The sequence below is a fragment of the Streptomyces sp. NPDC060205 genome (genome assembly GCF_042728395.1).
In the GTDB taxonomy this organism is placed as follows: domain Bacteria; phylum Actinomycetota; class Actinomycetes; order Streptomycetales; family Streptomycetaceae; genus Streptomyces.
This window is the reverse complement of sequence record NZ_JBHWZP010000499.1, coordinates 1-4996: the sequence shown is the minus strand read 5'-3', so window position 1 is coordinate 4996 and position 4996 is coordinate 1. Positions and strand designations below refer to the sequence as shown.

At 69.9% G+C, this 4996-nt stretch carries 5 protein-coding genes; 4 read left to right on the top strand and 1 reads right to left on the bottom strand.

What is annotated here, in order from left to right:
- Positions 1-220: 220 nt before the first annotated feature.
- On the bottom strand, positions 221-1084 hold the full coding sequence (locus ACFWGJ_RS41850; RefSeq protein WP_387334196.1) for a class I SAM-dependent methyltransferase: 864 nt from the start codon (positions 1082-1084) through the stop codon (positions 221-223).
- Positions 1085-1343: 259 nt separating this feature from the next.
- Between ACFWGJ_RS41850 and ACFWGJ_RS41845 the strand changes: the two genes are divergently transcribed.
- The 4 genes from ACFWGJ_RS41845 to ACFWGJ_RS41830 form a co-directional block, all read left to right on the top strand.
- On the top strand, positions 1344-1778 hold the full coding sequence (locus ACFWGJ_RS41845) for an ester cyclase (protein WP_107016224.1): 435 nt from the start codon (positions 1344-1346) through the stop codon (positions 1776-1778).
- A gap of 46 nt (positions 1779-1824) precedes the next feature.
- Positions 1825-2667: a BTAD domain-containing putative transcriptional regulator gene (locus ACFWGJ_RS41840; RefSeq protein WP_387334195.1), complete on the top strand. Its 843-nt coding sequence runs from the start codon at positions 1825-1827 to the stop codon at positions 2665-2667.
- 95 nt (positions 2668-2762) lie between these two features.
- Complete coding sequence (locus ACFWGJ_RS41835) at positions 2763-3269, top strand: nitroreductase family deazaflavin-dependent oxidoreductase (RefSeq protein WP_387334194.1); 507 nt, start codon at positions 2763-2765, stop codon at positions 3267-3269.
- 52 nt (positions 3270-3321) lie between these two features.
- A partial coding sequence (locus ACFWGJ_RS41830; RefSeq protein ID WP_387334193.1) for an FAD-binding protein occupies positions 3322-4996 on the top strand: 1675 nt, incomplete at its 3' end.

The window sequence follows — 4996 nt, the reverse complement described above, 5'->3', positions numbered from 1 at the left end:
GCCCCCGGTCATTGCACGGGGGCGGGGCGTCGGCTTCGTCACCTGCGGGCCGGTGGGGGCCGGTCGCGCAGTTCCCCGCGCCCCTGGGGGGGCGGGTGTGGGCTTGGTTTTCTGCGGGCTGGTGGGGGCTGGTCGCGCAGTTCCTCGCGCCCCTGGGGGGCGGGTGTGGGTTTGGTTTTCTGCGGGTCGGTGGGGGCTGGTCGCGCAGTTCCCCGCGCCCCTAAGGGGTGCGGGCGGTTGCCGTGACGTAGCGGACGGGTGTGTCGATCGTGAGTGGGCCGTCCCCGTCGCGCATCGCGTCGAGCGAGGTGATCAGCCGCTCCCGGAGCTGCTGCCGCTTGTCGTCCGCGAGGTGGTTCCAGAGCAGGCGCATGCCCTGCGTGTGGGACCAGTCCACCCACGCGAGACCCGACTCGGCCACCAGCTTGACCGACTCGTCGACGACCGACACGTCCTGGAAGCCCGCCTTCTCCAGGGTGCGGGCGAGGTCGGCCGGGTCTGCGAGCCAGCTGTTGAAACGCTGCGACAGCCGCTCGGGCTGCCACTGCGGCGGCAGGTCGAGCAGCAGCTCGCGCGGGATGAGTTCGGTGAACACCGGCGGCAGGAAGGGGAAGGTGTCGTCGCTGAACACCGGGCTGGTGAAGGCGAGCCGCCCGCCGGGGGAGAGCAGCGGCGCGTAACGGGCCAGTGCCGCGGGCGCGTCGGGCAGGAAGATGACGCTGTAGCTGCCCAGGACGACGTCGAAGGAGCCCGGTTCGAAGTCGGGGTGCTCCCCGTCCATCACCCGCAGCTCGACCGTGCCGGCGCCGCGCAGCGCGGCCTCCTTCGCGGCCTCCTCGATCATCGCCTCGGCGACGTCGATGCCCACGACGCGGCCCGTCGGTCCCACCCGCTCGGCCGCCGGGAAGACACAGGCACCCCGGCCGCAGCCGACGTCGAGGACCCGTGCGCCCTCGCCGGGAGCCGCGCGTTCCACCAGGCGCCGGCCCATCGGAGTGAAGAACTCCACGCCGAGCCGGTCGTAGGACGCCGCGGCACTGTTGAAGGCCGCCGCCACTTCGGATTTGTACGTGGACGTGTCCACTGAATCTCCCGCTCTCTCGGTGGATACACCACTTTTCCCCGCCGGTCTCGGGCCCGGATGGAGAGGCCTTGGAGCGCCGCTGGACCGCCGCTGGACACAACGCAAAGAAGTCCCTGGAAGGCCGATCCGCTCTTGTTCCGGGGGATGCCGTCTCCTAAGAATTGATTCCGGAACGTACCGCCGCACCGGTTCCGGATCGGCAGCGACCGATTCCGGACCGAGTGGCGACCGATTTCATGCCGATTCGCGAGGAGAAAACGTGAGCGACCAGATAGCGAGCGTCCGGCGCCTGGTGGAGGCGTACAACACCGGGAAAACGGACGACGTGGCCGACTACATCCATCCGGAATACATGAATCCGGGAACGCTGGAATTCACCTCACTGCGCGGCCCTGAGCTTTTCGCGATCAATGTCGCCTGGGTCAAGAGGACGTTCTCCGAGGATGCGCGTCTGGAGGAGGTGGCCATCGAGGAGAACGGCGACTGGGTGCGCGCCCGGCTGGTGCTCTACGGGCGGCACGTCGGCGAGATGGTCGGCATGGCCCCCACCGGGCGGCTGTTCTCGGGTGAGCAGATCCACCTCCTCCACTTCGTCGACGGCAAGATCCACCACCACCGCGACTGGCCCGACTACCAGGGCACCTACCGCCAGCTCGGTGAGCCGTGGCCGGAGAAGGAGCACCGCCGTCCGTGACGGCGGATTCCTGGAAGGCCGAAGATCAGGGGTAGGGGGAAGCGCGATGGAATTCGGTGTGCTGGGACCGCTGTACGTCAGGGTGGACGGGGAGACGACCGCCCCGAGCGCCCCGAAGCTGCGGAACGTACTGGCGATGCTGCTCGTCCACACGGGACAGGTGGTGCCCGTGCCGTCACTGGTGCGGGATCTGTGGGACGACGATCCGCCCGTCAGCGGTCTGACCACGCTGCAGACGTACATCCTGAACCTGCGCAAGATGTTCTCCGCGGTCACCGGGCTGACCACCGACGAGGTGGCCCGCGACATCCTGGTGACCCGCGCGGGCGGATACGTGCTGGCCGCCGAGGCGGGCGTGCTCGACCTGCACCGCTACCGCCGTCTGGTGACCTCCGGCCGGGAGGCGCTGGTGCGCGGCGACGACGCGGCCGGGGTACGGGACCTGAACGAGGCGCTCCTGATGTGGCGGGGGCCCGCGCTGGTCGACGTACCGGCCGGGCGGGTGCTGGAGAGCCGGCGCCGGCAGCTGGAGGAGTCCCGGCTCGCCGCCTTCGAGTACCTGGTCGACGTGGAGCTGCGGCTCGGCATGTACCGCGAGGTGCTGGCCGAGCTCGCGGCTCTCACGGTGGAGAACCCGCTGCACGAGGGCCTGCACGGCCAGTACATGTGGGCCCTGCACCTCAGTGGCCGCCGGGCCCAGGCGCTGCAGGTCTTCCACCGGCTGCGGGGCGCGCTGGTCGCGGGCCTCGGTCTGGAACCGGGGCCCCAGGTGCAGCGGCTGCACCGGGCGGTGCTGAACGCGGACACCGACTTCGAGCCCCGGTTCGCGGTGGGCCGAGCCCCGGTCGCGGTGCCGGCCAGCGCGTTCGGCGGGGCGCGACCCTACTGACGCCTCGCGGCGTACCGGTATTCAAATTTGATTGCGTCGCCGGGTCCAGCGTGGCTAGGGTGCAGCTAGACAAATTTGATTAGTTCGGAGGGGTCATGCCGGAGGAGCACGAGCCGGAGCAGCCGGAACAGCGGCCGGAGCGGACGTCGGAGCAGCAGTCGGAACAGCCGGAGGAGACGCCCGTCGACAGTCCGACGGGCTGGGTCGCGGCGCACATACGCCGCTACGACCGCAGCGGCGGCAAGGAGGGGGCCAAGTGGTACGGGCTCGACACCCTGCTGCTCACCACCCGCGGCCGGAAATCGGGAAAGCTGCGCCGCACCGCGGTGATCTACGGCCGGGACGGCGACAACGTCGTCGTGGTCGGTTCGAACGGCGGAAAGCCCGAGCATCCGCTCTGGTATCTCAATCTCGTCGCCTCGCCCGAGGCGCACGTCCAGATCGGTGAGGAACATCTCGACGTGCGGGCGCGTACGGCGACCGCCGAGGAGAAGCCGGATCTCTGGAAGCTCATGACGGGGCTTTTCCCGCAGTACAAGAGTTACCAGAAGAAGACCACCAGGGAAATTCCCGTGGTGATTCTGGAGCCCGTCGAGCCGTAATCGCCGGCGGTGCAGTCAGACATTGCATGCACGGAAAGGAAAGGTGTCTGTGTTGAACGAATTCACGCGCCGTGGATTCCTCGGCAGCGCGGCGGCGGTCGGCGGGGCCACGGTGGTGGCCACGGCCGTCCCCGGTGCCCAGGCCGCCGAGGCCGCCGTCCCGGAAGCGGCACAGGGCGGCGCGTGCGGCGCCAGGACCGGGCTCGTCCAGGTGGACCGGACGGACCGGCGCTACCAGGACCTGGTCAGCCGGGGATTCAACGGACGGTTCCGCGGCAAGCCCGACGCCGTGTACGTCGTGCACACCGCGGACCAGGTCGTGGACGCGGTGAACCGGGCCCTGGACGCGGGCCAGCGGATCGCCGTGCGCAGCGGCGGCCACTGCTTCGAGGGCTTCGTGGACGACCCCGCCGTGCGGGCCGTCATCGACATGTCCGAGATGCGGCAGGTCTCCTACGACTCCGCCAAGCGGGCGTTCGCCGTGGAACCCGGGGCGACCCTCGGGGAGGCGTACCGCACCCTGTACCTCGACTGGGGCGTGACCATCCCGGCGGGCGTCTGCCCCCAGGTGGGCGTCGGCGGGCATGTGCTCGGCGGCGGGTACGGCCCGCTCTCCCGCCGCGACGGAGTGGTGGCCGACCACCTCCACGCCGTCGAGGTCGTCGTCGTGGACGCCTCGGGCCGGGCCCGCAAGGTCGTGGCCACCAGCGCGGCCGGCGACCCCAACCGCGAGCTGTGGTGGGCCCACACCGGGGGCGGCGGCGGCAACTTCGGCATCGTCACCAAGTACTGGTTCCGTACGCCCGGCGCCACCGGCAACGACCCGTCCGGGCTGCTGCCCAAGGCGCCGAAGTCGACCCTGCGGCACATCGTGACCTGGGAGTGGTCCGCCCTCACCGAGAAGGCGTTCACCCGGATCATCGACAACCACGGGGCCTGGCACCAGCGCAACAGCGCCGCCGACACCCCGTACGCCAGTCTGCACAGCGTCTTCTACCTCAACAGCAAGGCGGCCGGGCAGATCCTGCTGGACATCCAGATCGACGGCGGACTGGACGGTGCCGAGGGGCTGCTGAACGACTTCGTGGCCGCGATCAACGAGGGCACGGGGGTGGAGCCGGCCGTCCAGCGGAGCACGGAGCCGTGGCTGCGCGCCACGCTGGCGAACAAGTTCGACACCGGCGGGTTCGACCGGACCAAGTCCAAGGGCGCCTATCTGCGCAAGCCGTGGACCGCCGCCCAGGCCGCCACCCTCTACAAGTACCTGAGCGCCGACACCCAGGTGTGGGGCGAGGTCTCGCTCTACTCGTACGGCGCGAAGGTCAACTCCGTTCCGGAGACGGCCACCGCCACCGCCCAGCGCGACTCCATCATCAAGGTGTGGATGTCGGCCACCTGGATGGATCCCGCACAGGACGACGCCAACCTCGCCTGGATCCGGGAGATCTACCGCGACGTCTTCGCCACCACCGGCGGCGTCCCGGTGCCCGACGACCGGACCGAGGGCACCTTCATCAACTACCCCGACATCGATCTGGCCGACCCGCAGTGGAACACCTCCGGAGTGCCCTGGCACACCCTCTACTACAAGGGGAACTACCCGCGCCTGCAGAAGGTCAAGGCCCGCTGGCTCAAGGACCTCATCGACCGGGGCGACTGCCGGCTGGACCAGGTCGGCGCCACCGTGCTGGACGAGGCCGACCAGATGGCCGACATGGGCTTCATGC

Coding starts and splice junctions, on each gene's coding strand:
- ACFWGJ_RS41840 (WP_387334195.1), top strand. CDS start 1,825: ATGGAATTCGGTGTGCTGGGACCGCTGTACGTCAGGGTGGACGGGGAG.
- ACFWGJ_RS41835 (WP_387334194.1), top strand. CDS start 2,763: ATGCCGGAGGAGCACGAGCCGGAGCAGCCGGAACAGCGGCCGGAGCGG.